Raw genomic sequence first — 25028 nt, 5'->3', positions numbered from 1 at the left:
GAGGTAAGGCTGTGCGCGACACCCTGGATCGGCCCCTGACCGAGCCCGAGGAGGACCCGGCCAGGTTCACCAGGCGGCGGCTCGTGCGCTGGGTCGCCGTGCTCACCATCGGCATCGTGGTGGTGCTGGCGATCTGGCAGGAGCCGCTCTACGCGCTCCGCACCGTGTAGGCGTCGATCTCGGCCAGCAGCCGGGCCTGGCCCGACGAGTCGAGGAAGCTCTGCTTCACGGCCCCGCGGGCCAGGTCGGCCACGCCCGCGTCGTCGAGGCCGAGCAGCCGCGCGGCTACGGCGTACTCCTGTTCGAGCGTCGTGCCGAACATCGGCGGGTCGTCCGAGTTGATGCTCACCGGCACGCCCGCGGCGACCAGCCGGGCCAGCGGGTGCTCGTCGAGCGACGGTACGGCCCGGGTGCGCAGGTTCGAGGTCGGGCTGATCTCGAGCGGGATCTGATGCTCGGCCAGGTACGCCGTGAGCTCCGGGTCCTGCGCGGCCGAGATGCCGTGCCCGATGCGCTCGGCGCCGAGCTCGCGGATCGCGTCCCAGACGGTCTCGGGGCCGGTGGTCTCGCCGGCGTGCGGGACGCTGTGCAACCCGGCCGCTCGGGCCTGGTCGAAGTACGGCTTGAACTGCGGCCGCGGCACGCCGACCTCGGGCCCGCCCAGCCCGAAACTGATCAGACCGTCGGGCCGCTCCTCGAGCGCGATGGCCAGCGTCTGCTCGGCGGCGGCCAGGCCGGCCTCGCCCGGGATGTCGAAGCACCAGCGCAGGTCGATGCCGAACTCGGTGGCGGCGCCGCGGCGGGCGTCCTCGATCGCCTCGCAGAACGCCTTGGCCGGGATGCCGCGCCTGACACTCGAGTACGGCGTGACGGTCAGCTCGGCGTACCGGACCTGCTGGCGCGACAGTTCGCGGGCGATCTCGAACGTCAGCACGCGCACGTCCTCGTCGTCGCGGATCAGGTCGACGACGGTCAGGTACACGTCGATGAAGTGCGCGAAGTCGCGGAACGCGAAGTAGTCGGCGAGCGCCTCGGGGTCGGCCGGCACCGGCGAGGCGCCCTCGTGCCGGGCGGCCAGCTCGGCCACGATCCGTGGCGACGCCGAGCCGACGTGGTGCACGTGCAGCTCGGCCTTGGGCAGGCCGGCGATGAACGATGTCACCGTTCGTTCCCTCCTGATGAAGCTGTCCGGGCCACCACGAAGACGCGGCGGAACGGGAATGCGACGTAGCTTCCGGTCGCCGGGTAGGCGCCGGTCAGCTCCCGCGCGAGGTCGGCGCGGAACGACTGCCAAGCATTGTCGTCCAGGGCCGCCTTGACGGGACGCAACGCCGTGCCTTCCATCCAGCGCAGCACCGGGTGCTCGTCCTGAACCGGCAGCAGGTGCAGGTAGGTGGTCTCCCACGCGTCGACCTCGGCGCCGTCGAGCAACGCCGCGTACTCGGCGGGATCACCGACCGGCGCCTCCCGCAGCACGTCGCTGACGCCGTAACGCTTCCCGACCTCCCGCAGCAGCACGTGGGAGGGCGCGCCGAAGTTGCCCGGCACCTGCATCGCGAGCCAGGCCCCGGGCGGCAGCTCGCGGGCCCAGCGGGCGAGCAGCTCACGGTGTTCGGGCACCCATTGCAGCGTGGCATTGGTGACGAGCACGTCGGTGTCGGGCCCGGGACGCCAGTCGCGAACGTCGCCGGTGCGGAACTCGGCCGGACCGCCGTGGGCCGACGCCTTGCCGATCATCTCGGGCGAGGAGTCGATGCCGGTGAGCCGAGCCCCCGGCCAGCGTTCGGCCAGGCTCAGCGTGAGCTCACCGGGCCCGCAGCCCAGATCGACGACCGCGCGCGGCTGCCTGGCGCCGACCCGGGCGACCAGGTCGAAGAACGGACGCGAGCGCTCGGCGCCGAAGCGCCGGTAGACGGCCGGATCCCACATGGTCAACCTCCCAAACCGTACGTACGTCTTGCTGCCACCGTACCGTGCGACGAGTAGGGTCACTACCCGTGGAGAAACGCACTTTCGGCAGGATGGGACGGACGGTCGGCGTGGTCGGCCTCGGCGCGTGGCAGCTCGGCGCCGACTGGGGCGACGTGAGCGAAGCCGACGCTCACCAGACCCTGCAGGCCGCGGTCGACGCCGGTGTCACGTTCATCGACACCGCCGACGTCTACGGCGACGGCCGCAGCGAACAGATCATCGGCTCCTTCATCAAGGACAAACCGCAGCTGACCGTGGCCACCAAGATGGGCCGGCGGGTGGCTCAGGAGCCCGGCAACTACACCCTCGACAACTTCCGCGCGTGGACCGACCGGTCCCGGGCCAACCTCGGCGTCGAGACGCTCGACCTGGTGCAGCTGCACTGCCCGCCGACGCCGGTGTTCTCGTCCGGCGAGGTCTACGACGCCCTCGACACGCTCGTGGCCGAGAAGCGCGTCAAGGCGTACGGCGTGAGCGTCGAGAAGGTCGACGAGGCGCTGGCCGCGATCGCCCGCCCGGGCACCGCCAGCGTCCAGATCATCCTCAACGCGTTCCGGCTCAAGCCGCTCGAGCGGGTACTGCCGGCGGCCGCCGAGGCCGGGGTGGGCATCATCGCCCGCGTGCCACTGGCCAGCGGGCTGCTGTCCGGCCGCTACGACGAGCACACCACGTTCGCCGCCGACGACCACCGCAACTACAACCGGCACGGCGAGGCGTTCGATGTCGGCGAGACGTTCTCCGGCGTCGACTTCGCGACCGGGCTCGAGGCGGTCAAGCGGCTGCGTCCGCTGGTGCCCGAGGGCTTCACCATGGCTCAGTTCGCGCTGCGCTGGGTGCTCGACCAGGCCGGCGTCACCGTGGTCATCCCCGGCGCCCGCAACCCCGGGCAGGCTCAGGGCAACGCGGCTGTGGCCGGGCTGCCGCCGCTGAGCGACGAGGTGAAGGCCGGCGTCCGCGAGGTCTACGACGAGCTGGTCCGCCCGCAGGTGCACGACAAATGGTGAATGAGCCGGCTCTCAAGAAGCTGCACGGGTGGCTCCCGATGGCACTCGGGGTGCTGGCCGTCGTCGTCGGCGCTCTGTGGACGCTGCAAGGGCTCGACATTGTCACCGACAGCCGAATGAGCGGAACTGGAATCTGGGCCGTGATCGGTCCGGTAGTGGCCATCGCCGGACTGATTTTGATCATTCTGGGGGAACGATCGCGATCGCGCGCGAAACGTGCCGAAGCCCTTGCCATCATTCACCAGTCGCCTCTCGGCGATCCCGGCAAAATGTAAGACAATTGAACAGACGCCGGCGAGCGTGACAAAGCCCCCGCATCCGGTTCGATGCGGGGGCTTTCGCGTCGTAGCCGACCTCCGCCAGGCGATCGGCAGCCGGCCCAGGACCGGCGTGGTCACTCAGAGGGGGCGAACCTGCTCCGCCTGCGGGCCCTTCTGGCCCTGGGCGATCTCGAATTCGACCCGCTGGTTCTCCTCCAGCGTGCGGTAACCGCTCGTCTGGATGGCCGAGAAGTGGACGAACACGTCAGCACCCCCGCCGTCGACGGTGATGAAGCCGAAGCCCTTGTCTGCGTTGAACCACTTCACGGTTCCTTGCGCCATGCTGAACTCTCCTTCTGAAAATGCCGACCCTTGCTACCCCTGGGCCGATGACCGTTTTCGAGCAGCGGCGCCGTGAGGCGGCCTTTCAGAGGACGTCCCATCCGCCTGGTCTCACGACCCCGGCCGGTAGGCCGGTTTCCCTTGATCGGGCGAAGCAGCGAACCACATACGCAAAAACTGGGCACACTGTACCTGAAAAACCGGTCGCAAAGCTGCCCCCGGAGCGAATCGAATAGTCGTCCGCAGATATGGAAAAGGCCCCCCACTTCGCTCTCGCGAGGTGAGGGACCAACGACTGTAAACCTAACTTCAGTTAGGCCATTGACCAGTCAGTTTCCGTACGCCAACAGCGCCACCGCGATCGACGGCCGCCTTCACGAGAGCGAAGATAGCGCCTTGCAGAGCGGCCGCCACGAGAACCTCGCCCCAGCCCCGATCCTCATCGGTTGCGTTGGGTGCGTCGTCGTCGTTGCCGGCCAGCTTCCAGACCTCCTTGAACACGAAGCCCGCGACCGTGCCGGCGCCGATGCCGAGCAGCAACCCGACCGGCTTGTAGGCCAGCTTCGAAACCTTGCCGCTCACCGGCGCCTCCCTCGAACGATCAGAATGATCCCGACCAGTGCCACCACTCCGGCCACGACCAGAGGAAGCGGAACCGAGCTGTTCCGCACCTTCTCGCGGACGTCGAACTCGTCGGCCTTGGCCACGGTCAGCTCGGCCGCACCGTGCGCCTTCTCGGACGTCCGGTCGGCGGCCTCGTGCACCTTGCCGCTGACCGCGCCCGCGGCTGCCACGGCCGCGCCGCGTACCCGCTCAGTGGCCTCGACGGCCTGGGCCTTGACCTTCTGCTTGGTCTGCTCGACCTGCTCCTTGGCTCGGGCCTTGACGTCGGCCTTGGCCGCGAGGGCCTGCACCGTCTCGCCGAGCTCGGCCCGCGTCTGCTTGATCTCGGCGCGCAGCTCGTCGATCGACGGCTTCGGCTCCGGCGAACCGTTCTTCTCGCTCATGCCCGTCCTCGTTCCACGGCCTGCTTGACCTCGTCGACGTCGGCCTTGACGCTCTGCATGGCGGCCGAGGGTTCGGGGGGCACGGCCTTCGACACCTGGTTCTTGCCGATCAGGGCGAGAACACCGGCGAGCGCGAAGAGCGCGACCGTGATGATCAGGGCGGCCAGCCAGAGCGGCAGGAACAGATCGAAGATGATGATCAGGGTGGCCACGAGGGCGCCGACGCCGTACATGGCGAGAACCCCGCCGCCACCGAACAGGCCGATGCCGATACCGGCATGCTTGCCCTTCTCGGCCAGCTCGGCCTTGGCCAGCGCGATCTCGTCGCGGACGAGACGACTGATCTGCTCGCTCGCGCGCTGCACCAACTCGGATGTGGACTGATCGGCGCCTGTGCTGGGCTGGCGGCCGTTCAGAACATCGGCCATGGAGTCCTCCTTTCCCCTGTGACGGGTTTATGCCCTGATCACCGGCGCGTCAATCCTGCTGCGGGAAACCCGCCAGAACGGATCAGCGGTTGGCCGGGACGGGCACCGTCTCCTCCGGCCCGGCGAAGTTCGCGTGGCGTTCCTCGCCGTCCTCGCCGCTGTAGAAACGGCTGTCGTCCGAGTCGCTCCGCGGCGCCGAGCGGGGCGCGGTCGCGACCGGTCGCGTGCCGCCGGCCAGATCGGCCCGGTAGCGCGGCAGAGCGTCGCGCTGGTGGGCCCAGATGAAGGTCACCAGCCGCTCGCGCACCAGGCAGCGCAGGTCCCACAGCGAGGGCGCGTCGCTCGCGCTGACCAGGGCCCGCAGCCGCACCATGCCGCCGGTCGCCTGGGTCACCTGCAACACGCAGACCCGGCCGTCCCACAGCTCGGAGCCCTCGCAGGTGGCTCGCAACTCGGCGCGCAGCGGCTCGACCTCGGTCGACCAGTCGACGTCGACCTCGGCGGTGCCCAGCACGGCCGAGGACGAGCGGGTCCAGTTCTGAAACGGCTTGGTCGTGAAGTAGGACGTCGGCAGGACCAGCCGCCGGTCGTCCCAGATCTGCACCGCGACGTAGGTGAGCGTGAGCTCCTCGATGCGGCCCCACTCCCCCTCGACGACCACCACGTCGTCGACCCGGACGGCGTCGCTGAACGCGAGTTGCAAACCGGCGAAGACGTTGCCGAGAGTGCTCTGGGCCGCCAGCGCCGCGATCACGCTGATCACGCCGGCCGAGGCCAGCACGCTCGCGCCCAGCGCCCGGACGCCGGGGAAGGTCATCAGCACGACGCCCAGGGTGAGCACGACGATCGTGGCCACGGTGAGGCGGCGGATCATCACCACCTGGGTCTTGAAGCGGCGGCGCTTGAGGTTGTCCGGCACGTCGGTGCGCCAGCGGGACAGCGCCGCGTCCTCCAGCACGAGCACGAACGCGGCCACCAGCCAGGCGAAGGCGGCTATGAAACAGATGACGAGCGCGTGCAGCACGCCCCCACGACCGGGGAACTCCCCCGCGGCGGCGCGGAGCGCCTGCTGGATCGCGAACAGCGTCATGGTCACCAGGAACGGCTTGTGCGCGGTGCGGGCCAGATCGGCCGCCAGGTCCGATTTGCGGCCGAGGCGCACCAGCACCCAATGCACGACCAGGACCAGCGCGATCGCCAGCCCCGCCGCCACCAATACGGTGAGCAGGGCCTTCACAGTGCTGGGCACGTGTCTCTCCTTCGCACGAAAATGCGGGTACCAGCGACCCAGCTTGCCCTGGTCACCGGCACCCGCAACGTTCCCGCACGAAGGTCAGAGGTTGCTCACACTTTCCGGTACTTGGCCTGTGCGATGCAGTAGACGCCGAAGGCCGCGATACCCAGGGCGATCAACCCGAGCAGCCACACGCCCCACGAGTTGCCGGCGAGCGTCTTCAGCGCCGCGTCGAGCCCACGGGCCTTCTCGGGGTCGTAGTTCACCGCGGCCATGATCACCAGGATGCCCGCGATGGCGTACGCCGTGCCCTTGGCCATGTAGCCGGCCATGCCCAGGCGGATGATCGGCTTACGGGTGCCGGGCGCCATCTCGCCGGTCTTGAGGTGCTTGGTGAACTTCTTCTTGTAGCCGTAGATGGCCATCCCGACGCCGATGCCGACCACCACGAGGCCGACCAGGCCGATCAGCCAGCGTCCGCCGGTGTTGTCCATGATGCTCGAGGTCTGGCTCTGCGACTTGTCGCCCATCGAGGCGTTGGAGCCCTGGACGACCTTGATGGCGATCCAGGCCAGGTAGAGGTAGAGGATGGCGCGCGCGCCGGAGAGGACGCGCTCGGCCATCGCGGCGCGGTCCTGCTCGCCACTCTCGCCGATGGCGGCCTCGAAGGCCTGCCAGATGGCCATCGCGATCATGCCGACCGCGATCACGACGAGAAGCGTCTTGCCGAAGCCGTTGCCGGCCAGCGACTGCAGCGCACCGGACTGGTCGCTCTCCTGCGACGAGCCCTGGAAGGCCACCTGGAAGGCGATCCAGGCGAAGAGAAGGTGGATGATGCCGTAGCCGATGAAGCCGCCCCGGGCAAGATATTCGAGCGGCTTGCTGTCGGCGGCCCGCGAGGCGGAGCCCTTGACGTTCGAGGCGGCGGATGTCATGCCGATGAAATGACCCGTCCCGGGTTTTCTCAAACCCGGGACGCGCCGGAGGGGCCTCTGTTATGCGCGCGAGACCTCCAGGCCGATCTTGTCGCTGGTCACGCTGTCCAGCGAAACCTGCAGCCCGGCGACCTCGACCGCCTGCTGGCCCTTGGTCAGGCTGATCTGCTCGCCGGCCACGTCGAGCGTCACGGTGTCGGCGTCGGCGCTGATGAACTTGGCCTCCACACCCAGGAAACTCGCGCTCGCGTTGGTTTCGCGGTCGATCGAGACAGTGCACTGGTCGAGGCCGCAGCTCACGTTGTCACTGCTGCATCCGGCGAGGAGCGCGCCGAGCAGGGTGGCCGAGCTGAGGACGACGGCTAGGCGTTGCGTGGGTTTCAACACCCTTCCAGCGTACGGGGCCCGCGCGACCCTAAGCTGAGCCGATGAGCGACGTCGATGTGCGCGACAATCCCGCCCAGCAGCGCTACGAGCTGAGGATCGGCGACGACGTGGCCGGCTTCGCCGCCTACCGGGTGCGCGACGGCGTCACGGTCGTGACCCACAGCGAGATCAACCGGCGCTTCCGTGGCCAGGGCCTGGGCAACGTGCTGGCCGAGCACACGCTCGACGCGCTGCGCGCCCAGGGCGCCCGTGTCTATCCCGCGTGCCCGTTCTTCGCCAAGTACGTCGCCGAGCACCCCGGGTACGACGACATCATCGAGGACTGACGATCATCGGGACGGGAACCGGTCGCCGGCGGCCGAGCCCCCCGCCCTGACCGCCGGCGACCGGAGTCTCATGCCGCCAGGGGCTGCGGCGCCGGCGCGGGCACCCGGGTGCCCGCGATCAGCTCGGCGGCGGCCCGCCCGCAGGCACGGGTGGCGCCGTAGGTCGCGATGTGCACCGCACCCAGCACCGTCTCGGGCACGCCCATCTCGACCACGACCGCGTCGGGCCGCCGGGCCAGCACGGCGCCGAGCACGTCGGCCAGCCAGGCGTGCCGGTGCACGTCCCGCACCACCAGCACCAGCGGGCGGCCGGCCGAGCCGTCGAGCACGGTCGCCACCGGATCGGCGCCGAGGTCGTCCTCGGTCAGCCGCACCGAGGTGGTTCCGGGCAGCAGGTCGTCGAGGGGCGCGCCCAGGCCCCACGGGGTCTCGGCGCCGATGGCGATGTTGCGCGGCGGGGCGAACTCCACGACGTGGGCCGGGCCGTCGACCGGCAGCCGGCCGGCGCCGTCGGCGGTGGCGGTGACCCGGACGGCGCGGCGGGCCGCGTCGAAGCCGACACTCGCGGTGTGGCTCAGCACGGTCACCTCGGGGGTGGAGTCGGCGACGGCCCGCGCGCCGGTGGCGGTCTGGGTGGCGGTGGTCCACTCGCCGAGGCGGCGCACCCGGGCCGCGGCCGAGCGCAGGCGCTCCTCCGGCAGCTCGCCCGACCGCACCGCGGCCACGATGGCGTCGCGCAGCAGCGCCGCGGTCTGCTCGTCGGCGTGGTCGCCGCCCACGCAGATGGCGTCCACCCCGGCCGCGAGGGCCCGGACGGTGGCGCCGGCCAGCCCGTAGCGGCGGCGCACGGCCTGCATCTCGATGCCGTCGGTGACGATCAGCCCGTCGAAGCCGAGCTCCTCGCGCAACAGTCCGGTGAGGATGGGACGGCTCAGCGTGGCCGGCAGCTCCGCGTCGTACGCGGGAACGAGCAGGTGCCCGGTCATGACGACCCGCACGCCGGCCGCGATGGCAGCCCGGAACGGCACCAGTTCGCACTCCTCGAGCTGCGCGCGGTCGCGGTCGATCAACGGGACGTCGTGGTGCGAGTCGACGCTGGTGTCGCCGTGACCGGGGAAGTGCTTGGCGCAGGCGGCGACGCCGGCCGACTGGAGGCCGCGTACGAACGCGGCGGAGTGGCGCGCCACCAGCTGGGCCTCGGCGCCGAAGGCACGGACGCCGATGACCGGGTTGGCCGCGTTGCTGTTGACGTCGGTGTCGGGCGCGTAGTCGAGCGTGATGCCGGCGTTGGCGAGGTCGCAGCCCAGGTCGTGGGCGACCTCCTCGGTCAGCCGGACGTCGTCGATCGCGCCCAGGGCGAGGTTGCCGGGCCGGGAGCTGCCGAGCCGCGACTCGAACCGGGTGACGTCGCCGGCCTCCTCGTCGATCGCCACGAGCACGTCCGGCCGCTCGGCCCGCAGCTGGGCGGTCAGCGCCGCGACCTGAGCCGGCGACTCGACGTTGCGCGCGAACAGCGCGACGCCGCCGAGACCTTCGCCGAGCCACCGCCGGACCCAGTCGGGCGCGGTGGTGCCGGCGAATCCCGGCTGAAGCACCCTCGCGGCGAGTTCCGGCAATTCGCCATGGTTCGGCATGGGCCCCCGTACCTCCGGTGACGTTTCAGCGCGCTGCTGGAGAGCGCGTCCCCCGTTGTGCGGATCCCATGGTCACACCCCCGGCCTGTTTCAGTCAACAAACCTTTCTATTAGCTCTGGGTTAAGCCTGCTCGATAGCATGCGGGGGTGACCCCCACCGTGCTCGCTGCCGCCGAGGTCGACTGGTCCGAGGTGCACGCCGTCCGCCTGCTCGGCGTCGCCCTGGCGTTTCTGCTGCTCATCTGGGCCATCCGCCGCATGTTCGGGGGTAAGAAATAGGGGTAATTCCCGGCGCATGCATATCGGATACTTCCTGTCCTGCGAGGAATACACCCCGGCCGAGCTGCTCGAGCAGGCCCGCGGAGCCGAGCGCGCCGGCTTCACCGGTCTGTGGATCTCGGACCACTACCACCCGTGGGTCGACGCCCAGGGCCAGAGCGCGTTCGTCTGGTCGATGATCGGCGCGCTCAGCGAGGCGACCAGCCTGCCGATCACCACCGCGGTCACCTGCCCCACCGTCCGCATCCACCCGGCGGTCATCGCGCAGGCCGCGGCCACCAGCGCGGTGCTCACCCAGGGCCGGTTCCGGCTCGGGATCGGCACCGGTGAGGCCCTCAACGAGCACATCTTCGGCGACGCCTGGCCCGAGGCCGACGTACGGCTGGAGATGCTCGAGGAGGCCGTCGAGATCATGCGTGGCCTGTGGCGGGGCGACAACTACTCGTACCGCGGAAAGCACTACACGGTCGAGAACGCGCGCATCTACACGCTGCCGGACACGCCGCCCGACATCTACATCTCCGGCTTCGGGCCCAAGGCGGTGGAGGTCGCGGCCCGCATCGGCGACGGCTACGTGAGCACGATGCCCGACGGCGAACTGGTGTCGAAGTTCCGCGCGGGCGGGGGCGGGTCGAAGATCGCGCAGGCCGGCTTCAAGGCCGCGTTCGCGTCCACCGAGGACGAAGGGGCCCGGATCGCGTACGAGAAGTGGCCCAACGCCGGTGTGCCGGGCGAACTCTCGCAGGTGCTGCCCACGCCGAAGCACTTCGAGCAGGCGTCCCAGCTCGTCACCCAGGACATGGTCAAGGAGTCCTTCGTGTGCGGCAACGACCCGCAGAAGCACGTCGAGATGCTCGACAAGTACCGCCAGGCCGGCTTCGACGAGGTCTACGTGGCCAACACCGGGCCGAACTACCAGGGCCTTTTCGACCTGTACCAGAACGAGATCCTGCCGAAGCAGTCGTGAGCGTTTGCCCACAGCGGCGGCCGGGCACCTTGGCCGCTCGATGAAGATTCCCGTGTACGGACCACGCCTGCGCAAGGTCGCCCGGCGCCACTTCGGGTGGCCTTCGCTGCGGCCGGGCCAGTTCAAGCCGATGCGCGCCGTGCTGCGGCGCCGCGACGCCCTCGTCGTGCTGCCCACCGGCGCCGGCAAGTCGGCGATTTATCAGATCCCGGCCGTCCTGCTGCCCGGCCCGACCGTGGTGATCTCACCGCTGCTGGCTCTGCAGCAGGACCAGATCGCCGCCCTCAACGAGCGCGACGACCCGAAGATCCGCGCGGTGCGGGTCAGTTCGGCCGAGACGCCGGCGCAGCAGCGCGAGGCGATCGCGGAGATCCGCGCCGGTCGCGCCGAGTTCCTGTTCATCACGCCCGAACAGCTCAGCGACCCCGAGCGGATGGCCGAGGTCAAGTCGCTGCGCCCCGGCCTGGTCGCCGTGGACGAGGCGCACTGCATCTCGGCCTGGGGCCACGACTTCCGCCCCGAGTTCCTGGCCCTGGGCGACCTCATCAAGGGCATCGGCCGGCCGCCGGTGCTCGCGCTGACCGCGACCGCCTCGCCACCGGTCCGCGACGACATCATCGAGCGCCTGCACCTGGACAACCCCGAGATCCACGTCTCCGGACTCGACCGCAGGAACCTCTTCCTCGAGGTGGCGTACTGCCCGGACGAGAACTACCGCTGGCGCAAGCTGACGGCCCTGCTCGACTCGGCGCCGCGCCCTGGCATCATCTACGTCGCCACCCGGCGGGCGGCCGAGGAACTGGCCGAGCGCCTGACCGACGCCGGCTACCCGGCCGACTTCTACCACGGCGGCATGGCCGCGGGCGCCCGCGAACAGAAGCACGAGACCTTCACCGCCGACAAGGTCGACATCATGGTGGCGACGTCGGCGTTCGGCATGGGCATCGACAAGGCGAACATCCGCTGGGTCGCCCACATGGCCCTGCCCGACTCCCCCGACAGCTACTTCCAGGAGATCGGCCGTTCCGGCCGCGACGACGACCCCGCGCAGGCGCTGCTGCTGTGGCGTTCCGAGGACGAGGCGATCCAGCGCTTCTTCACCGGCGGCTCCCCCGACGAGGTCGAGCTGCGCGAGCTGGCGGCGGCGGTGCGCTCGGGCCCGAAGACCAAGACCGAGTTGAAGGAGGCCACCGGGCTGGGCCCGCGCAAACTCGGCTCGTACCTCAACCTGCTCGAACAGGTCGGCGCGGTGACCACCGGCCGTGGCAGCAAACTCACGGTGCCGGTCTTCGCTCCCCTGCCCGCCGCCGCAGCCACCGCCGCGGTCAAGGAACACGAGCGTCAACAGGTCGTTTCCCGGTCCCGCACCGACATGATGCGAGGCTTCGCCGAGACCCGGGCCTGCCGTACGCAGACCCTGCTGGCCTACTTCGGCGAAGACCTGGCCCAGCCGTGCGGCCACTGCGACAACTGCGCCGAGGGCACCGCCGCCGAGACGGTCGAGGCCACCACCGACGAGCCGTTCCCCGTACACGCCAAGGTCCGCCACGGCGAGTGGGGCCCGGGCACGGTGATGGGCTATGAGGAGGAACGGATGACCGTCCTGTTCGACGAGGTCGGCTACAAGACCCTGTCGGTCCCGGTCGTCATCGAGAACGAGCTGCTCACCGCCCAGTGACCACCGACGGGGTGCTCACGCGCCCGGCAGACCGGCCAGACCGGCGATCAGGCCGAGCAGGGCACTGACGCCGAGCACACGGAGCACCGGCCACTTCCACCGGAAGACGAGCGCGGCGGCGATGACGGCGATGACCACGGGAACCAGCCGTACCGACGTGAGGTCGGGCAGCTGCAGGTGCAGCGGCCCGCCGGTGATCAGGTGGGTGCGCTCGAAGAGCGTGTGCACGGCGAAGTAGAGGCCGAGCTGCGCGATGACGCCCACGACGGCGGCGGTGATGCCGGTCAGCGCGGCCGACAGGCTCTCATTGCCGCGCAGGCGTTCGACGTACGGGGCGCCGAGCAGGATGAACAGGAAGCACGGCACGAAGGTGACCCACGTCGTCAGCAGCGAGGCGACCACCCCGGCGACCCAGGGGTCGAGCGGCCCTGGATGGTGATAGGCGCCGAGGAACGCCACGAACTGGACGACCATGATGAGCGGGCCGGGAGTCGACTCGGCGAGAGCCAGGCCGCGGACCATGTCTCCGGCGGAGAGCCAGGCGTAGTGCTCGACGGCGCGCTGGGCGACGTACGCGAGGACGGCGTACGCGCCGCCGAAGGTGATCACCGCGGTGCCGGAGAAGAACAGCCCCTGCTGGGTGTAGATGCTGTGCACGCCGGTGAGCGAAGCGACGGCGGCGACCGGCAGGAACCAGACGACCAGCCCCACGACCAGGATCTTCAGCGCGCGGCGGGTCGATGGCTGGTCGTGGTGCAGCGCATCGTCAGCGATCAGAGGCGGCGGTCCGTCCTGTGCGGCGGCGTGCCCGCCGGACTTCCCGGCCGGTTGTGGGCGCCAGCGGTGCAGGGCCCAGCCGATCGCTCCGGAGACTCCGATGACGACCGGGAAGGGCACCGCGAAGGCGGCCAGCGCGATGAAGGCGGCGACGGCCAGGCCGAGCAGGACGCGGCTGGTCAACGCGCGGTTGCCGACCCGCCAGACGGCCTGGGCGACGACCGCGACGACGGCCGGGGCGAGACCGGCGAAGATCCCCGCGACCACGGTGGTGTCGCCGAACGCGACGTAGACGGCCGAGAGCGCGAGCAGGGCCACGGCGCCCGGCAGGACGAACAGGGTGCCGGCGACCAGCCCGCCCCGCAGGCCGTTGAGCAGCCAGCCGACGTAGATGGCCAGTTGCTGGGCCTCGGGGCCGGGCAGCAGCATGCAGGTAGTTCAGCGCGTGCAGGAAGCGTTTCTGCCCGATCCAGCGCCGGTCGTCCACCAGGTGACGCTGCATGACGGCGATCTGCCCGGCGGGCCCGCCGAAGGTCTGCAACGAGATCAGGAACCACATCCTGACCGCCTGCCGGAACGGCACGACGTCGGATCGCAGGGTGTCGGTCATGCGGCTCCCCCGAGAAGACGCGCGCTGCGACTCAGCGCTCGATCATTCTCATCTGTTCCTCGGTGTGGTGGCCACCCTCGGCCACGGGCAGCGCGGTGAGGGTCGCGATCTGGTCGGGCGTCAGCGTGACGGCGTCGGCGGCGGCGTTCTCCTCGACCCGGCTGACCCGCTTGGTGCCGGGGATGGGCACGATGTCGTCACCCTGGGCGAGCAGCCAGGCCAGCGCCACCTGGGCCGAGGTGGCGCCCACCTGGTCGGCCACCGCCCGCACCTGGTCGGCGAGGCGCACGTTGCGCTGGAAGTTCTCGCCGGTGAAGCGCGGGTGGTTCTTGCGGAAGTCGTTGTCGTCCAGCTTCTCGACGTCGGCCGGGGTGCGCAGGGCGCCGGTGAGGAAGCCCCGGCTCAGCGGCGAGTAGGCGACCAGGCCGATGCCGAGCTCCCGCAGCAGCGGCAGGATCTCCTCCTGGTCGCGGGTCCACAGCGAGTACTCCGACTGCAGCGCCGTGACCGGGTGCACGGCGTGCGCCCGGCGGATGGTGCCGGCCCAGGCCTCGGACAGGCCCACGTATCGGATCTTGCCGTCGGTCACGAGCTGGGCGAGGGCGCCCATGGTGTCCTCGATCGGCGTGTCCGGGTCGACGCGGTGCTGGTAGTACAGGTCGATGTGGTCGGTGCCCAGCCGCTTCAGCGAGCCCTCCACCGCCGTACGGATGCTGTCCGGGCTGCTGTCCGCCTTGCCGGCGCCTCGTCCGGTGTGCGAGATCAGGCCGAACTTGGTCGCCAGCACCACCCGGTCGCGGCGGCCCCGCAGCGCCCTGCCGACCAGCTCCTCGTTGACGTACGGGCCGTAGACCTCGGCCGTGTCGATCAGGGTGACGCCGAGGTCGATCGCCCGGTGAACGGTCCGGATGGATTCGGCGTCGTCGCTCCCGGCGCCGCTGTAGCCGTGCGACATCCCCATCGCGCCCAGGCCGATCCGGCCGACCTCGAGTGCGCCGAGCTTCGCGGTACGCATGATGTCTCCTCCGTGTAGTCGTGTGTCAGGATCCGCTGCTCCCGCCGCGCCCTTCCCCCAGGCGGTACCCGGCCTGACCTCAGCAAACACCGCCGGGTCGCCGGGCTGCGCCGCGGTGAGGTCGCTGCCCTCGCCGGCGTCAGCGTCGAGTACTACACGCGGCTGGAGCGCGGCAATCTGGCCGGCGCCTCCGACAGCGTCCTGAACGCTGTGGCCCGCGCGCTCCGGCTCGACGAGACCGAGACCGAGCACCTGTACCACCTGGCCCGCGCAGCCGGTCCCGCGCCGGCCCGCGCCCGGGTACGCCGCGACAGCGCCCCGGCGATCCGGCCGTCCGTCCGCCGCATGCTCGATTCCATGACGGGGGCGCCCGCGTTCCTGCGTAACCACCGCTTCGACATCATCGCCGTGAACCCGCTCGGGGCGGCTCTGTACGCGCCGATGTTCGCCGCGAACCCGGCGCTGCCGGTCAACTCGATGCGGTTCACCTTTCTGAACCCGCATGCCCCGGCGTTCTACCCGGGCTGGGCGCAGATCGCCCGCTCCGCCGTCGCCGCGCTGCGCATGACCGCCGCCCAGCACCCGGACGACCAGCACCTGATGAGCCTGATCGGTGAGTTGTCCATGCGCAGCGAGCCGTTCCGCGGCTGGTGGGCGGCTCAGGACGTCTACGTGCACCGGCACGGCAGCAAACGGTTCCGGCACTCGGCCATCGGTGACCTGGACCTGGACTTCGAGGCGCTCACCCTGGCCGGCGACCGGGCGCTGACGGTGGTGACCTACTCCGCCGAGCCGGGAACGCCGTCCGGCGACGGCTTGGAACTGCTGGCCACGTGGGCTGCGACGCAACAGAGCACCGCGGCTGTTCAGCGGCGGGGCTCACCCCGGTAGGTCCCGAACGACCACAGGTTGCCCTCCGGGTCGCGGGCCCGGAAGTCGCGGGAGCCGTAGTCGGTGTCGTACGGGGCCTGGAGGATCTCGGCGCCGGCCTTGGCTGCCCGGTCGTGCAGGGCGTCGATGTCGTCGGCCACCACGTAGCAGCCGAACGTGCCCGGCTTGAGCGGCCACGCGTCGTCCGGCCCGCCGCGGTCGGAACCGAGCATGATGCCGCCGCCGAGCGGCCAGGCCAGCTCGGCGTGCTCGACGCGGTCGCCACTGCCGTGCACGGCCACCTCCTCGAAGCCGAACGCGTCGACGAGGAAACGGATCAGGGCGCGGGCGTCGGTGGCCCGCAGGGTCGGCCACACCTGCGGTGGCGGTGTCTTCGCATCAGTCATGTGCCCCATCGTGCGCGGGCTCGAGCCGTACGGCTTGGATGAAATCGAACTGGTCGGCGATCCACTCGGACGGGGTGCAGCCGGCCAGCGCGCGGAACTCGCGTACCAGGTGGGACTGGTCGGCGTAGCCGTGCGCGGCCGCGACCTCGGCGATGAGCGCCCCGGGGTGCAGGGCACGACGGGCACGGTCGAAGCGGGCCACGCGGGCCGTCTCCTTGGGGCGCAGCCCGACCTCGGCCCGGAAGCGGTTGGTCAGGTGCCGGTCGCTCCAGCCGACCTCGGCGGCCACGTTCCGCACCGGTGTGCCCCGGACGATGCGCTGGTAGGCGTACGTGATCTCGGGCCGGACCGGGTTGTGCGCCAGCCTGACCCGGAGGGCGTCGTCGAGCAGCGCGAACCGGCTCGGCCAGTCCGGCGCGGAGCAGAGTCGTTCGCGGATCCCGGCCACAGCGGCCTCGCCCAGCACCGCCGCCGCGTCCACGTCCGAGCCGGCCAGTTCGGCGGCCGGAACACCCAGCAGCGCCCGGCAGCCCAGCGGCCGTAACGCCACCTGTACCCCGGACTGCCGCCCGTCGTGCACGATCACCGCGGGCGTCAGGTGCAGCCCGCCGACCAGCGCGTCGTAACTTCCCGGCCGCTGCCCCGGGTCGGGATGAGCGGCCATGACCAGCGGCTCGTCCAGGGTCAGGATCATCGTCAGGTACGGCGAGGGCAGCCCGAGGTGACGCATCGGCGCGACGCCGCGCTGGCGATATCCCGAGTACGACTCGACGTAGGCCCCGAGCGCAGCGGCCGGCCGGGCCCGCACGTACTCGTCGACGACCATCATCCGACCCTACGTCCGGGCGGCCCGGTGCGGCGCACCCGGCGTGCCGTGGTGCGGCACGACGGGCACGCCACCGGATCAGTCGGAGAAGATCTTGGCGAGATCGTCCCGGAAGGCGCGTTCGCTGTCGGTGACGGTCTCGCCGCCGAGGCCGAGGACACCGCCGGTCGAGGCGGCGCCGACGACACTCTCGGCGATCTCGACGAGCCAGTGCTTGTAGGTCTCGGCATCGGCCTGCTCGGCCTTGGCGACCAGCAGAGCGTTGGCCTCGGCGGCCCGGCCGAGCACGTCCTCGGCGTACGCGATGGGGTCGCTGGGCTCGATGACCGGAGGCTCCTCACCCAGCTCGGGGTCGCCCGACCGGGACACGATGGCCCCGGCCACGGCCGCGACCAGCGGGCTGGCCGACGCCCGGGCGTCCGAGATCACGTCGATCCCGGCCGCCGTCTCGGCCCGGGTCTTGCGGGTGCTGTCGGGGGTGGCGGCACTGGCCGCGGTGAGCACCGACTGCGGCAGGCCGACGAGCAGCCCCCATTCCGAGTCGTTGAAACCCAGCATCGAGTACAGCGGTTCGTCGCTCACGGTGAATCCTTCGGTTGGCAGTCTTTGCTGGCTGTCTTATACCCCACCGGCCGTCAGCTCGATCACTCGCCGAAGATCTGACCGGTACGGGTCGAGGCGAGGCTCGGGCGTGCCGGTCCACGGCCCGTCCAGATCGGGCCGCTTCCGGGCCACATGCAAGGCGTACGCGGCGTGTTGATCCCGGGCGTTCTCGCCCTCGGTGACCTGTTCGCCGACGGCCTGCCGGGCCGCCCAGCACAGCTCGATCCGCTCCCGCAGCCACAGCGGCGCGACCTCGGCCCGCCTGGTCGCCGTCGGCACGTCGGCCCCGGCCAGCACGGCGATCCGATCGGCCAGCCCGCGCTGACCGTGCCGGTCGGCCAGCCGCTCGAACCGGGTCCACTCGCGCCCCATCGACCCCAGGCGCTCACCCCAGCCCTCCAGCACGAGCATGCGCACCGCGCGCGCCGACTCCCGGAGATTGTTCGTCGCGGTCGCCTCGTCCGGGTCGGCCGTGAGCTCGGCCGCCGCCAGCGCCTGTTGCCGCCACTGCGCGAGGCGCGCGGCCACCACGGCCGGGTGAAACCGCAGCTCGGTCAGCCACGCCACGAACCCGCCGGTCAACTCGTCGTCCGGATCGCCGGCCCGCCCGCCGTACGCCTTGTCGATCCCGTGAAACCACCGGCGGTCCGCCGCGACCCGCTCGGCCAGCGCCTCGGCCCCCGCCGCCATCACCGCGCGGACCTCGCCGACGGTGAAGGCGATCCACGCGAGGTCGAGCGTCTGCGCCCGCCCCGACCCGGCCCACCAGTCCACCATCGCGGCCTGCCCGGCCGCCGTCCCGGCTGCCGCCTCCGGATCGTCGTAGACCGGCAGCAGATCGATGTCCGACATCGGCCACGGCTCCCCGCGCCCGACGCTGCCGCCCACCACGAACCCGTGCACCCCGGGAATCCGCCCGAGCACAGCCACCGCTTCCCGGGTCCGCTCGTCGATCAACTGCCGCCACCGCGGGCTGGGAAACATCGCTCGACCCTATCCCTGCTCACCTCCGCCAGAGCCCTTCTCACCTCCGCCAGAGCCCGGCCGAGCCCTTCGCAGCACGGCTGGGGCCCGCCCGAATCCTTCTCAGCTCGGCTGGAGCCCGGCCGACAGAGAGGCATGACAGCGACTTCCCGGAACGACGATGAGCTGCTCCGGTTTGCCGACCGCGCGCGGGATGCGGGCGATCTGGCCGGAGCCGCCGGGCTCTATCAGCGGGCCGCCCTGCGCGGTTCGGCCGAGGCGTACGCGGAACTCGGCTTCATCCTGCGCGGCATGGGCGACAGCGCGTACGCGGAGACCGCCTTCCAGCGTGCCGCCGAGGGTGGCCACGGTCTCGGCTGGTACGGGCTCGGTCTGCTGCGCACCGAGGCCGGCGACGCCGAGCAGGCGGACGTCCTGTATCGGCGGGCAGCCGAGGCCGGTCACGCCGGGCGGCTCGCGGACGTATGACCCAAGGCGCGCGGACGTGCGACTCCGCGGGCCGGCCGCGACCGCCTCCTCCGAAACGGGTGAGGCGGTCGCGGCCGCGGGCGGGGATGCTCGGCCCATGGACGATCTGCCGGGCATGGTCAACTCGCTGACCGAGACGGAGCTCATGCTTTTCCGCGAGGCCGAGCCGGGAAATCTGGCCGGGCTCGACGAGGACGGCCTGCTCGAAGTGCACAATCGCATTCGGCGGGCCCGCAACAAGCATCAGAAGGTGTACCGCCGCCAGGCCGCCGCCCGGGTGGGCGAGATCGGCGCGCGGGGCCGGGCGTACCCGAAGAACACACGCAGCCGGGCCAAGGCCGAGGTCTTCGAGGACGCGCTGGCCCGGGTCAGCGAGGCGGTCGCGGCGGCCGCCCGGACCAGCGTCGAGGCGCTCCGGGCGGAGCGGCTGGCCGAGGCCCGGCAGCCCGGCAACGTCGACCCACCGGGCCCCCCGCGTCCGCGCAACGAGACCCGCGCCGCCCAGCGCACCGACCGGCAGCCCGACCACCCGGGCCTGCCCAAGCAGCGCGCCTCGACCCGGGCCACCGGCGCCCGCCGCCAGGCCCGCCGCGACAGTCGTTAGCGCCTCAACGCGTCGCTCGCTCCCACCCGCCCGAACCGGGCGCCGGCTTCGCAGCGCGAGACGTTTCTGCCGGCGGCCAGCACGCCCGCCGCGGCCAGGCCGGAGCCCGAGGGCCGGGCGGTTCCGGCGCAGCTGCCGGCCGACGTCACCGGCTTCACCGGGCGGGCGCGGCTCGACGGGGTGCTGACGGGTGGCAGGATCACGGCGATCATCTGCGCGGTGGCGGGCACGGCCGGGGTGGGCAAGACCGCTCTGGCCGTCCGATGGGGACACCGGGCCGGGGAACGCTTTCCCGACGGTCAGCTCTATGCCGACCTCCGGGGTACGACCCGGGGCGGCCGGTCGAGCCGGGCGACGCCCTGGCCCGCATGCTGGCCGGGCTCGGTGTGCCGCCGGCCGAGCTGGTCGCCGAGCTGGCCGACCAGCAGGAGGCACTTGCCGTCCACGGCCATGCGAGGGCCGACGCCTACGCGGCCGGCGATCGGCAGGCGAGGCCGTGGCCCTGCTCGGCACCGTGCACAGCCGGGCGGGCGACCGGCTGGGCGAGGCGCGGGCGGTGAACAATCTGGGTGAGATCGAGTCGCGGCTCGGCCCGCTATCCGGCCGGTGCGCGGTGGCACGGGGAGGCGCTCGCACTGCACGAGCGCACCGCGACCGGAGCGGCGTGGCCGGCGCGCTGACCAATTTTGGCGAGATCGAAGGGCACCTTCGCCGCGGCCGCCGAGCACCAGCTGAGGGCGCTCGATCTGTTCCGCAGCCTCGGCCACCGCCCGGGGAGGACTGGACGATGGACGGCATCGGGGTCGCGTACACCGGGCTGGGACGCTGCGCGGCGCCGTCACCCACCACCAGTCCGCATTGGACCTGCGCTGACCCCGCCCTGATCAGGTCCAGGCGCTGCCGGTGCCGACCGCTGATGTAGGCGGGCGACCGATAGCGCGCGGTGTCCCAGCGGAAGAAGTACTTGTCGTAGCCGTCCGGGCGCGCGGTCTGGGCCGCACCGGGCGACGGGACCGCCGCCTTCGATCGAATGTTCATGTCACTCTCCCCCGTGTGCCCGCGTCACCGCCGGCAGGACACCGGCGGCGATCGGATGCACTCATCCTCAGGCCGGCAGTTGACCGGCAACCTCGGCGCGCTCCTGCCCCTCGGTGCGGAGCCGAGGGGCAGGGAATCCGCCTGCGTCAGCGGGCCGGGGTGGCGTATCCGGAGATGTCGCTCGTGCCTCGGGTGAACGGATGGGTCTTGACGGCGTTGCCGTAATTGCCGTCGATGGTGGTGATGGAGTTGCCGTTGACGGTGACGACCACACCGACGTGGTCGTCGCTGGTGCTGCCGCCGAACTTCCAGCCGACGAGGTCGCCGGGCTGGACTCCGTTGAGGTCCTTGCCGGATCGCCAGGTGCCGGTGTTCTGGATCGAGTTGGCCAGCGAGTTCAACCCGTTGGTGCGGGCGCCGGACTGGCTCCAGATCCAGCGGGCGAAGTCGGCGCACCACGCTTGTGCGCGCCAGCCGTTGCTGCAAGCGGTTCCTCGGTCGGCCGGTGTGTAGTAGTTGCAGTTGGGCCCGCCGATCTCCCGGTTGCGGGCCGGGTTACCGGCCTCGGCGCGGGCTTTGGCGACGATGGTCGCGCGCAGGTCCGAGCCTCCGGAGGGACTGCCGGGGTCGGCGTTGCCGCGGTAGGCGACGGTGCCGTACGCGTAGATCTGCCCGGTGCCGGAGACGGCCGCGTAGCCGGAGCCGTTGCCAGTCACGGAAATGCCGGCGATGCCGCCGGTGAACCCGGCAGGGTTGCCGCGGTGGACGACGGTGCCGTACGCATACACCTGGCCGATGCTGGAGACGGCCGCGTAGCCCGACCCGTCGGCGGTGGCGGAGACGCCGACGATCTGACCGGTGAAGCCGGTGGGGTTGCCGCGATATCTGACGGTGCCGTATGCGTACACCTGACCGGTGCTGGAGATGGCTGCGTAGCCCGATCCGTCGGCCGTGGCGGAGATGCCGGCGATCCGTCCGGAGTAGCCGACCGGGTTGCCGCGGTACTGCACCGAACCGTAGGCGTAGACCTGACCGGTGCTGGAGATCGCCGCGTAACCGGAGCCGTTCGCGGTGACCGAGATGCCGACGATGTCACCGGCGAATCCGGCCGGGTTGCCGCGGTAGGCGACTGAGCCGTAGGCGTAGACCTGTCCCTTGCTGGAGATCGCCGCGTACCCGCTCCCGTCCGCGGTAGTCGAGACGCCGACGATGTCGCCGGAGAACCCGACGGGATTCCCGCGATACCGGACGGCGCCGAACGCGTACGTGCCGCCGCGTGTGTTGGTCAGCACGTAGCCCGAGCCGTCGGCGGTCACCGACACCGTCCGGTAGTCGTTGGTGGCGGCCGATGCGGTGCTCGCGCCGACGGTGACCGGGACAGCCGTCGCGACTGCGCAGCAGACCGCCCCGGCGATGAAGCGTCGCCGCAGGGCTGACGTACGGGGGTGTCTCATTGGGGTCCTTCTCCTCGCTGAGCCGAACCGCGATCGTCCATCGCGGTGTGCAAAGCATCAGATCAGTTCCGACCGCAGCCAACCGGGTCAAAGGCCCACGAAGTTGTCACAACGGCTCAAGACTGCCTGGCCGATCATCCATCCCACGGTCTTCCACCAGGTCGGACTCGTCCGGCTTCGGGCGAACGTCGGTCGCTCGACCGGATTAGCCTCGCCGGGCAAAACCTTCGAGCGTCCGTTCGGCCGGACTCGCGAAAGCCTGGCGCCGGTTACAGCAGGCCGCGTTCGAAGGCGACCGCCACGGCGGCGGCCCGGTCGCGGACGCCGAGTTTCGCGTACGCGTGCAGCAGGTGGGTCTTCACGGTGGCCTCGCTGATGAACAGGCGCGATGCGGCCTCCTTGTTGGAGTTGCCCCGCGCGATCAGGCTCAGCACCTCGAGCTCGCGCTGGCTCAGCGGCTCCTGGGCCGGGGAACGCAGGCTGCCCATCAACCGCCCGGCGACCGCCGGCGAGAGCACCGACTCGCCCCGGTGGGCTGCCTCGACGGCCCGGAAGAGTTCGTCGCGGGACGCGTCCTTGAGCAGGTAGCCGGTGGCGCCCGCCTTGATCGCCGGCAGCACGTCGGCGTCGGTGTCGTACGTGGTCAGCACGAGGACGCGCGCCCGGGATCCGCGCGAGACCAGCGCCTTGATGGCCGTCACGCCGTCCATGCCGGGCATGCGCAGGTCCATCAGCACGACGTCGGGGTCGACGGAGCCGGTCACCGCCAGCGCCTCGCGCCCGTCGCCGGCCTCGCCCAGCACCTCGAAGCGGCTGTCGCCGGTGAACATGCCGCGCAACCCGTCCCGGACCACGGGATGGTCGTCGACGATGACCAGGCCGATCATGCGGCGGCGCCGATCGCGATGGCCGGCACGCAGGCCGAGAGGGCGGTGCCGCTGCCGGGCTCGGACTCGACCTCCAGGCTGCCGGCGATGCGGGCCAGCCGCTCACGCATCGCGGCCAGGCCGTACCCGCCCTGCGCGTTCAGCACCGGCGGCAGGGCGGGGTCGAAGCCGTCGCCGTCGTCGCGCACGTCCAGGGTGACCACGTCTTCCATGTAGGACAGCGTCAGGCCGACCCGGCCCGCCGCTGCGTGCCGGGCCACGTTGGCCAGGGCTTCCTGCGCCGTACGGAGCAGCGCCGCCTCGATCTCGGGCAGCAGCGCCCGGCGGGTGCCGGTGGTGATCAGCTCGGCGTTCACCTCGTGGACCCGGGTCCATTCCCGTACGACCTCGTCGATCGCCTCGGGCAGGCCGGAACCCTCCAGGTTCTGCGGTCGCAGCGCCTGCACCGACCGCCGCGCCTCGGTGAGGCTGTCACGGGCGAGCCGCTTGGCGTTGTCGAGGTGCCGTCCCTGGTCATCGGGCCGGGCCGTCGCCGCCTCGGCCGCCTCGAGCTGGGTGACGATGCCGGTGAGGCCCTGGGCGAGCACGTCGTGGATCTCGCCGGCCATCCGCTGCCGCTCGTCGAGCACGCCGGCCTCGCGGGCCTGGGCCAGCAGCTGGGCGTGCAGGCCGGCGTTCTCCTTGAGCGCCGACGCGAGTTTGGCGTTCGCCACGCCCAGCTCGTCGATCATGCGGGCTCGTTTCTCGGTCTGTTCCAGGGTCCACATGGTCACCCAGATCATGACGTTGGCGACGCCGATGTTGATCGCCAGCACGACGAGGAAGACGGGCAGGATGCCCGGCTCGCCGAGGCTGGGGAAGCCGCCGATCTGCGAGACGGCGCCGGCCCCGGCGACCAGCGTGCCGGCCGCCAGCCGCCGCCAGCTCTTCAACCCGTACGTGGTGAGGATGTAACCGCTCCAGGCGAAGAAGCCGAACAGCGGACTGGTCCAGACGAGCAGATAGATCAGGGCGGCCAGACCGAGGAAGAAGACGATCATCTTGCGTTCGTCCTGCTCCCACGCGGGGTGCAGGGCGACCCACCAGACCAGCCAGCCGACGGTCGCGAGGACGGAGAGGCCGACGAACAGCCAGGACTTGTGCGGAACGCCGACCGAGGAGCCGGCCACCACCAGCACGATCGAGGCCGCCAGCGCGACGTACGGGAGCCGGCCCATGATCCGTTCCACCCGGGCTGAGGTCGACCCTTCCGTCACTTCACCGCACCTCCGTCACGACCCGGACCGCTCACGACCAGCGGAACGTACGGACCGCGAGGAACCCGAACACGGCCACGTACCCCACCAGAACCGTAGCCGAGAGCAGGTTGGGCCAGCTGCCCGTCATCGCGTCGCCGAGCGCCCGCTGGCCCGCGCCGAGCGGGGTGAAGTCGGCGATCCGCTGCAGCACGCCGGGCATGACCTCGCGCGGTGTCCACAGCCCGGCGAAGAACATCAGCGGGAAGAACAGGATCGTGCCGACCGAGCTGCCCGCCTTGCCGGTGGGCACCACCGCCGCCACGAACAGGCCGATGGCGAGAATGCCGGCCGTGGTGAGCAGGAACGCCAGCACGAAGCCGCCGAACTGCGAGGCCAGCGCCACGTCGAAGGCGAGGCGCCCGACGGCCAGCACCAGCGCGGTCGAGGCGATCGCGGTGATCCCGAACATCGCCAGCTGCGCGCCCAGCAGCTTCAGCGGCGACACCGGGGTGGTCGCCAGCCGGCGCAGCACCCCCCGTTCCCGATAGGTGGCGAGCACGGCCGGGGCGACCTGGATGGCGACCATGGCCAGGGTGAGCACCACGGCGATGCTGACGTAGAGGTCGATGACCCGGCGCCCGCCGATGTCGGCGCTCGGCTCGCGGAAGGACGGGATGCTGCCCAGGATCACCACCAGCACCGTCGGGAAGAGCAGGACGAAGAAGGCGGAGATCGGCTCGCGCAGGAACAGCTTGAGTTCGGTCAGGGTCAGCTTGGCGAAGACGCGCATCGGGA

At 71.2% G+C, this 25028-nt stretch carries 32 protein-coding genes and 1 pseudogene; 10 read left to right on the top strand and 23 right to left on the bottom strand.

The genetic code is table 11. From position 1 onward, the window contains the following. Nucleotides 1-11: 11 nt before the first annotated feature. Complete coding sequence (locus KXC43_RS21770; protein ID WP_221377970.1) at nucleotides 12-170, top strand: hypothetical protein; 159 nt, start codon at nucleotides 12-14, stop codon at nucleotides 168-170. Here KXC43_RS21770 and KXC43_RS21765 read toward each other — a convergent pair. Next, nucleotides 149-1162, bottom strand: a complete 1014-nt coding sequence (locus KXC43_RS21765; RefSeq protein ID WP_221377954.1) for an adenosine deaminase — start codon at nucleotides 1160-1162, stop codon at nucleotides 149-151. The two genes, KXC43_RS21770 and KXC43_RS21765, sit on opposite strands and share 22 nt — an antisense overlap. Beyond that, nucleotides 1159-1929, bottom strand: a complete 771-nt coding sequence (locus KXC43_RS21760) for a trans-aconitate 2-methyltransferase (RefSeq protein ID WP_221377968.1) — start codon at nucleotides 1927-1929, stop codon at nucleotides 1159-1161. The genes KXC43_RS21765 and KXC43_RS21760 overlap by 4 nt, the downstream gene beginning before the upstream one ends. 68 nt (nucleotides 1930-1997) lie before the next feature. On the opposite strand from KXC43_RS21760, the gene KXC43_RS21755 reads away from it, so the two are divergent. Then, complete coding sequence (locus KXC43_RS21755) at nucleotides 1998-2975, top strand: aldo/keto reductase (RefSeq protein WP_221377953.1); 978 nt, start codon at nucleotides 1998-2000, stop codon at nucleotides 2973-2975. After that, the gene (locus KXC43_RS21750) at nucleotides 2969-3250 is read left to right on the top strand and encodes a hypothetical protein (RefSeq protein WP_255644523.1); all 282 of its coding nucleotides are present in this window, start codon (nucleotides 2969-2971) and stop codon (nucleotides 3248-3250) included. Before KXC43_RS21755 ends, KXC43_RS21750 begins: the two co-directional genes overlap by 7 nt. Before the next feature lie 123 nt (nucleotides 3251-3373). Here the strand turns inward: KXC43_RS21750 and KXC43_RS21745 are convergent, their stop codons facing one another. From KXC43_RS21745 to KXC43_RS21715, 7 genes are all read right to left on the bottom strand, one after another. Next, nucleotides 3374-3577, bottom strand: coding sequence for a cold-shock protein (locus tag KXC43_RS21745; protein WP_011905669.1), 204 nt, complete (start codon nucleotides 3575-3577; stop codon nucleotides 3374-3376). Between the two features lie 309 nt (nucleotides 3578-3886). Further along, nucleotides 3887-4159 carry a DUF4235 domain-containing protein gene (locus KXC43_RS21740; RefSeq protein WP_221377952.1) on the bottom strand — a complete coding sequence of 91 codons (273 nt, stop codon included), beginning with the start codon at nucleotides 4157-4159 and terminating at the stop codon, nucleotides 3887-3889. After that, complete coding sequence (locus KXC43_RS21735; RefSeq protein WP_221377951.1) at nucleotides 4156-4584, bottom strand: DUF3618 domain-containing protein; 429 nt, start codon at nucleotides 4582-4584, stop codon at nucleotides 4156-4158. Before KXC43_RS21735 ends, KXC43_RS21740 begins: the two co-directional genes overlap by 4 nt. Further along, a complete protein-coding gene (locus tag KXC43_RS21730) occupies nucleotides 4581-5012 on the bottom strand; it encodes a phage holin family protein (RefSeq protein ID WP_221377950.1) in 432 nt (143 codons plus the stop codon). The genes KXC43_RS21735 and KXC43_RS21730 overlap by 4 nt, the downstream gene beginning before the upstream one ends. 82 nt (nucleotides 5013-5094) lie before the next feature. Further along, nucleotides 5095-6261 carry a mechanosensitive ion channel family protein gene (locus tag KXC43_RS21725; protein WP_221377949.1) on the bottom strand — a complete coding sequence of 389 codons (1167 nt, stop codon included), beginning with the start codon at nucleotides 6259-6261 and terminating at the stop codon, nucleotides 5095-5097. A 95-nt stretch (nucleotides 6262-6356) separates the two neighbouring features. Beyond that, a complete protein-coding gene (locus tag KXC43_RS21720) occupies nucleotides 6357-7181 on the bottom strand; it encodes a DUF1206 domain-containing protein (protein ID WP_221377948.1) in 825 nt (274 codons plus the stop codon). A 60-nt stretch (nucleotides 7182-7241) separates the two neighbouring features. After that, nucleotides 7242-7568 (bottom strand): hypothetical protein, encoded by a 327-nt coding sequence (locus KXC43_RS21715; RefSeq protein ID WP_221377947.1) that lies wholly within the window; start codon nucleotides 7566-7568, stop codon nucleotides 7242-7244. A gap of 41 nt (nucleotides 7569-7609) precedes the next feature. On the opposite strand from KXC43_RS21715, the gene KXC43_RS21710 reads away from it, so the two are divergent. Continuing rightward, a complete protein-coding gene (locus KXC43_RS21710) occupies nucleotides 7610-7894 on the top strand; it encodes a GNAT family N-acetyltransferase (RefSeq protein ID WP_221377946.1) in 285 nt (94 codons plus the stop codon). 68 nt (nucleotides 7895-7962) lie between these two features. Here KXC43_RS21710 and KXC43_RS21705 read toward each other — a convergent pair whose 3' ends face one another. Continuing rightward, the gene (locus KXC43_RS21705; protein ID WP_221377945.1) at nucleotides 7963-9528 is read right to left on the bottom strand and encodes a glycoside hydrolase family 3 protein; all 1566 of its coding nucleotides are present in this window, start codon (nucleotides 9526-9528) and stop codon (nucleotides 7963-7965) included. 147 nt (nucleotides 9529-9675) lie between these two features. Here KXC43_RS21705 and KXC43_RS51105 point away from each other — a divergent pair, with 147 nt between their 5' ends. From KXC43_RS51105 to KXC43_RS21695, 3 genes are read left to right on the top strand one after another with little or no spacing between them, the layout of a single operon-like run. Further along, nucleotides 9676-9807, top strand: a complete 132-nt coding sequence (locus tag KXC43_RS51105) for a hypothetical protein (protein WP_255644522.1) — start codon at nucleotides 9676-9678, stop codon at nucleotides 9805-9807. Nucleotides 9808-9823: 16 nt separating this feature from the next. Further along, nucleotides 9824-10774, top strand: coding sequence for a TIGR03557 family F420-dependent LLM class oxidoreductase (locus KXC43_RS21700; RefSeq protein ID WP_221377944.1), 951 nt, complete (start codon nucleotides 9824-9826; stop codon nucleotides 10772-10774). Nucleotides 10775-10814: 40 nt separating this feature from the next. Beyond that, nucleotides 10815-12452 (top strand): RecQ family ATP-dependent DNA helicase, encoded by a 1638-nt coding sequence (locus tag KXC43_RS21695; protein ID WP_221377943.1) that lies wholly within the window; start codon nucleotides 10815-10817, stop codon nucleotides 12450-12452. A gap of 15 nt (nucleotides 12453-12467) precedes the next feature. Here KXC43_RS21695 and KXC43_RS21690 read toward each other — a convergent pair whose 3' ends face one another. The 3 genes and pseudogenes from KXC43_RS21690 to KXC43_RS21685 all read right to left on the bottom strand — a co-directional run bounded on the left by KXC43_RS21690 (nucleotide 12468) and on the right by KXC43_RS21685 (nucleotide 14854). Next, entirely contained in the window at nucleotides 12468-13658 is a 1191-nt protein-coding gene (locus KXC43_RS21690; RefSeq protein WP_255644521.1) for a chromate transporter, read from the bottom strand. Nucleotides 13659-13725: 67 nt separating this feature from the next. Beyond that, nucleotides 13726-13788 (bottom strand): annotated as a pseudogene (locus KXC43_RS52790) (hypothetical protein); the annotation flags it as partial. A gap of 82 nt (nucleotides 13789-13870) precedes the next feature. Then, a complete protein-coding gene (locus KXC43_RS21685) occupies nucleotides 13871-14854 on the bottom strand; it encodes an aldo/keto reductase (protein ID WP_221377942.1) in 984 nt (327 codons plus the stop codon). Nucleotides 14855-14884: 30 nt separating this feature from the next. On the opposite strand from KXC43_RS21685, the gene KXC43_RS52785 reads away from it, so the two are divergent. Then, nucleotides 14885-15745 carry a helix-turn-helix transcriptional regulator gene (locus tag KXC43_RS52785; RefSeq protein ID WP_221377967.1) on the top strand — a complete coding sequence of 287 codons (861 nt, stop codon included), beginning with the start codon at nucleotides 14885-14887 and terminating at the stop codon, nucleotides 15743-15745. On the opposite strand, the gene KXC43_RS21675 is transcribed toward KXC43_RS52785, so the two are convergent. From KXC43_RS21675 to KXC43_RS21660, 4 genes are all read right to left on the bottom strand, one after another. Continuing rightward, entirely contained in the window at nucleotides 15721-16131 is a 411-nt protein-coding gene (locus KXC43_RS21675) for a VOC family protein (protein ID WP_221377941.1), read from the bottom strand. The genes KXC43_RS52785 and KXC43_RS21675 overlap by 25 nt on opposite strands. Then, nucleotides 16124-16960, bottom strand: a complete 837-nt coding sequence (locus KXC43_RS21670; RefSeq protein WP_255644520.1) for a helix-turn-helix transcriptional regulator — start codon at nucleotides 16958-16960, stop codon at nucleotides 16124-16126. The genes KXC43_RS21675 and KXC43_RS21670 overlap by 8 nt, the downstream gene beginning before the upstream one ends. A gap of 75 nt (nucleotides 16961-17035) precedes the next feature. Further along, complete coding sequence (locus KXC43_RS21665) at nucleotides 17036-17539, bottom strand: hypothetical protein (protein WP_221377940.1); 504 nt, start codon at nucleotides 17537-17539, stop codon at nucleotides 17036-17038. 36 nt (nucleotides 17540-17575) lie between these two features. Further along, nucleotides 17576-18544: a nucleotidyltransferase domain-containing protein gene (locus tag KXC43_RS21660; RefSeq protein WP_221377939.1), complete on the bottom strand. Its 969-nt coding sequence runs from the start codon at nucleotides 18542-18544 to the stop codon at nucleotides 17576-17578. 135 nt (nucleotides 18545-18679) lie between these two features. Here KXC43_RS21660 and KXC43_RS21655 point away from each other — a divergent pair, with 135 nt between their 5' ends. Then, nucleotides 18680-19012 (top strand): hypothetical protein, encoded by a 333-nt coding sequence (locus KXC43_RS21655; protein WP_221377938.1) that lies wholly within the window; start codon nucleotides 18680-18682, stop codon nucleotides 19010-19012. Nucleotides 19013-19109: 97 nt separating this feature from the next. Continuing rightward, complete coding sequence (locus tag KXC43_RS21650; RefSeq protein WP_255644519.1) at nucleotides 19110-19616, top strand: hypothetical protein; 507 nt, start codon at nucleotides 19110-19112, stop codon at nucleotides 19614-19616. Here the strand turns inward: KXC43_RS21650 and KXC43_RS52380 are convergent. The 6 genes from KXC43_RS52380 to KXC43_RS21620 all read right to left on the bottom strand — a co-directional run bounded on the left by KXC43_RS52380 (nucleotide 19613) and on the right by KXC43_RS21620 (nucleotide 25023). After that, nucleotides 19613-19861, bottom strand: coding sequence for a hypothetical protein (locus KXC43_RS52380; protein WP_221377937.1), 249 nt, complete (start codon nucleotides 19859-19861; stop codon nucleotides 19613-19615). The genes KXC43_RS21650 and KXC43_RS52380 overlap by 4 nt on opposite strands. A gap of 60 nt (nucleotides 19862-19921) precedes the next feature. Further along, nucleotides 19922-20068 (bottom strand): hypothetical protein, encoded by a 147-nt coding sequence (locus tag KXC43_RS21640; RefSeq protein WP_221377936.1) that lies wholly within the window; start codon nucleotides 20066-20068, stop codon nucleotides 19922-19924. 732 nt (nucleotides 20069-20800) lie between these two features. Continuing rightward, a complete protein-coding gene (locus KXC43_RS21635) occupies nucleotides 20801-22108 on the bottom strand; it encodes a CHAP domain-containing protein (protein ID WP_221377935.1) in 1308 nt (435 codons plus the stop codon). A 269-nt stretch (nucleotides 22109-22377) separates the two neighbouring features. After that, the gene (locus KXC43_RS21630) at nucleotides 22378-22995 is read right to left on the bottom strand and encodes a response regulator (protein ID WP_221377934.1); all 618 of its coding nucleotides are present in this window, start codon (nucleotides 22993-22995) and stop codon (nucleotides 22378-22380) included. Then, nucleotides 22992-24251 (bottom strand): sensor histidine kinase, encoded by a 1260-nt coding sequence (locus KXC43_RS21625; protein ID WP_308129186.1) that lies wholly within the window; start codon nucleotides 24249-24251, stop codon nucleotides 22992-22994. Before KXC43_RS21625 ends, KXC43_RS21630 begins: the two co-directional genes overlap by 4 nt. Nucleotides 24252-24282: 31 nt before the next feature. Continuing rightward, on the bottom strand, nucleotides 24283-25023 hold the full coding sequence (locus tag KXC43_RS21620) for an ABC transporter permease (RefSeq protein ID WP_221377933.1): 741 nt from the start codon (nucleotides 25021-25023) through the stop codon (nucleotides 24283-24285). Nucleotides 25024-25028: the final 5 nt, after the last annotated feature.

It is taken from the genome of Paractinoplanes polyasparticus, from assembly GCF_019710575.1.
Classification (GTDB): Bacteria; Actinomycetota; Actinomycetes; order Mycobacteriales; family Micromonosporaceae; genus Actinoplanes; species Actinoplanes polyasparticus.
The sequence above is the reverse complement of the archived record's forward strand: the minus strand, read 5'-3'. Positions and strand labels throughout refer to the sequence as shown.

Bases quoted from the DNA above. Each gene is read 5' to 3' on its own strand.
- KXC43_RS21735 (WP_221377951.1), bottom strand. From the start codon at position 4,584: ATGAGCGAGAAGAACGGTTCGCCGGAGCCGAAGCCGTCGATCGACGAG.
- KXC43_RS21660 (WP_221377939.1), bottom strand. From the start codon at position 18,544: ATGTTTCCCAGCCCGCGGTGGCGGCAGTTGATCGACGAGCGGACCCGG.
- KXC43_RS21685 (WP_221377942.1), bottom strand. From the start codon at position 14,854: ATGCGTACCGCGAAGCTCGGCGCACTCGAGGTCGGCCGGATCGGCCTG.
- KXC43_RS21700 (WP_221377944.1), top strand. From the start codon at position 9,824: ATGCATATCGGATACTTCCTGTCCTGCGAGGAATACACCCCGGCCGAG.
- KXC43_RS21630 (WP_221377934.1), bottom strand. From the start codon at position 22,995: ATGATCGGCCTGGTCATCGTCGACGACCATCCCGTGGTCCGGGACGGG.
- KXC43_RS21720 (WP_221377948.1), bottom strand. From the start codon at position 7,181: ATGACATCCGCCGCCTCGAACGTCAAGGGCTCCGCCTCGCGGGCCGCC.
- KXC43_RS21655 (WP_221377938.1), top strand. From the start codon at position 18,680: ATGACAGCGACTTCCCGGAACGACGATGAGCTGCTCCGGTTTGCCGAC.
- KXC43_RS21620 (WP_221377933.1), bottom strand. From the start codon at position 25,023: ATGCGCGTCTTCGCCAAGCTGACCCTGACCGAACTCAAGCTGTTCCTG.
- KXC43_RS21650 (WP_255644519.1), top strand. From the start codon at position 19,110: ATGGACGATCTGCCGGGCATGGTCAACTCGCTGACCGAGACGGAGCTC.
- KXC43_RS21730 (WP_221377950.1), bottom strand. From the start codon at position 5,012: ATGGCCGATGTTCTGAACGGCCGCCAGCCCAGCACAGGCGCCGATCAG.
- KXC43_RS21675 (WP_221377941.1), bottom strand. From the start codon at position 16,131: ATGACTGATGCGAAGACACCGCCACCGCAGGTGTGGCCGACCCTGCGG.
- KXC43_RS21670 (WP_255644520.1), bottom strand. From the start codon at position 16,960: ATGATGGTCGTCGACGAGTACGTGCGGGCCCGGCCGGCCGCTGCGCTC.
- KXC43_RS21695 (WP_221377943.1), top strand. From the start codon at position 10,815: ATGAAGATTCCCGTGTACGGACCACGCCTGCGCAAGGTCGCCCGGCGC.
- KXC43_RS21690 (WP_255644521.1), bottom strand. From the start codon at position 13,658: ATGCTGCTGCCCGGCCCCGAGGCCCAGCAACTGGCCATCTACGTCGGC.
- KXC43_RS21705 (WP_221377945.1), bottom strand. From the start codon at position 9,528: ATGCCGAACCATGGCGAATTGCCGGAACTCGCCGCGAGGGTGCTTCAG.
- KXC43_RS21640 (WP_221377936.1), bottom strand. From the start codon at position 20,068: ATGGCCGTGGACGGCAAGTGCCTCCTGCTGGTCGGCCAGCTCGGCGAC.
- KXC43_RS21745 (WP_011905669.1), bottom strand. From the start codon at position 3,577: ATGGCGCAAGGAACCGTGAAGTGGTTCAACGCAGACAAGGGCTTCGGC.
- KXC43_RS21710 (WP_221377946.1), top strand. From the start codon at position 7,610: ATGAGCGACGTCGATGTGCGCGACAATCCCGCCCAGCAGCGCTACGAG.
- KXC43_RS21750 (WP_255644523.1), top strand. From the start codon at position 2,969: ATGGTGAATGAGCCGGCTCTCAAGAAGCTGCACGGGTGGCTCCCGATG.
- KXC43_RS21760 (WP_221377968.1), bottom strand. From the start codon at position 1,929: ATGTGGGATCCGGCCGTCTACCGGCGCTTCGGCGCCGAGCGCTCGCGT.
- KXC43_RS21635 (WP_221377935.1), bottom strand. From the start codon at position 22,108: ATGAGACACCCCCGTACGTCAGCCCTGCGGCGACGCTTCATCGCCGGG.